This window comes from Parendozoicomonas sp. Alg238-R29, assembly GCF_947331445.1.
Classification (GTDB): Bacteria; Pseudomonadota; Gammaproteobacteria; order Pseudomonadales; family Endozoicomonadaceae; genus Sansalvadorimonas.
This window is the reverse complement of record NZ_CAMZOG010000214.1, coordinates 1-1,364: the sequence shown is the minus strand read 5'-3', so window position 1 is coordinate 1,364 and position 1,364 is coordinate 1. Positions and strand designations below refer to the sequence as shown.

Sequence of the window (1,364 nt, the reverse complement as noted above, 5' to 3'; positions counted from 1 at the left end):
GCCATCTACAGCCGACGAAAATGCACGATAGAGCCCACCTTCGGAATACAGAAGGAGGCAATGGGATATCGGCGATTCCTGGTGCGGGGACTGGAAGTGGTCTCGAAAGAGTGGGATCTGGTCTGCCTGACATTCAACCTGCGCCGAATGTTCAACCTGAAGCAAGTCGATGATAAAAAATGGCTGGCTCTGGTGCTTTATTGGCTTGTAGTCAGCCACTGTCTCATGAGGTTACGCTGGCGTTCTGTTTGAGTAAGTGACCTCTGAAGGCAGATATGAGCTCTGTAGGCCGATATGATCAAAAAGGACTCAAATGGACGGGCCAGTCCGACAGGCTGCTAGTATGATTATGCTTCTGGCAAGTGTAGAGCAGTACACAAATCACCAAATTAATACAGGATGGTATATTACAATTGTCTCTTCAATACTGATTACCGGTCTAATTTCAGCATTTTTTCTTAATAGAACGGCAAATTCTGTTTTATCGTACAACGATAATAAAACAACGCATTCATTAAATAACTCCACAGAAAAGCTAATACTGCAAGTCGCGGGCATATACTTCATTGTCACAGCTCTGGCTCAACTTCCAAGGTCATTATCATTCTTAGTTCAACCGGCTGATCTGTACATGCAAAGTTTTATGTTTCCTGCAGGTTTGCTTTTCCAGTTAATAATTGGGTTATGGCTTATAAGTAATTCATCATTCTGGCTAGGTTTATTACAAAAGCTTAGAGGTCGTCAATAACACCGCATAACAAGAGCATGGTGTTCGTCGCTTCGCTCCTGGGACGCCTGCGGCGCCCCACATGCAGGCGTTAGCCGCTCCCTCAACCTCAACACTTCACAACATAAATAAAAAAATGACATCAACAAGAATAATATTTGAATCAGCTTATTACATAAACAAAAACAAGATAAGCATATTTAATTCATTAGGATTTCTATTCCTAATATCGATCGCCCTAGATTTCATTTCAGGAATTGACTTTATAGAGAAGAATATGCAATCACAAATTGCCATAACAATCATAGTTATTACTGGCGTTGGAACCGCAGTTGTGAGCTGCGTAATGTCTCTGAAATTACACAAAATAGTATTAGGACTTGAGAAGGAACAACTTTCAATTAGTCCCCAGGGCGATTGCATCAATCTAGTACGATAGAGCAAAGAAGCATTTCCAAATGCTCATGGTTCCAGCCTGCTATTTTCCGGTGCCTCTTAATGCTTTTATTACCTTTGTTTTTCTTGATCGTATTCAATGCTATACGCCTGAGAATCGATAAGTTCTCAGCACTATTTCCCGCTTTAGCCTGGCAAGCATCTTCGGAGAACGAAACATCCAGTACCCAGTGCAGGTTAT

At 41.8% G+C, this 1,364-nt stretch carries 2 protein-coding genes and 1 pseudogene; 2 read left to right on the top strand and 1 reads right to left on the bottom strand.

The window, feature by feature from the left end; translation table 11 throughout:
* Positions 1-252 (top strand): transposase (locus tag QMA35_RS21705; RefSeq protein ID WP_281649216.1); only part of this gene is annotated, 252 nt, incomplete at its 5' end.
* 91 nt (positions 253-343) lie between these two features.
* Positions 344-748, top strand: a complete 405-nt coding sequence (locus QMA35_RS21700; protein WP_281649215.1) for a hypothetical protein — start codon at positions 344-346, stop codon at positions 746-748.
* Positions 749-1,245: 497 nt separating this feature from the next.
* Here the strand turns inward: QMA35_RS21700 and QMA35_RS21695 are convergent.
* Positions 1,246-1,364: pseudogene (locus QMA35_RS21695) on the bottom strand (ISAs1 family transposase); the annotation flags it as partial.

What these genes read in the sequence shown, in the direction of transcription:
- QMA35_RS21700 (WP_281649215.1), top strand. Translation starts at nt 344, where the DNA reads ATGATTATGCTTCTGGCAAGTGTAGAGCAGTACACAAATCACCAAATT.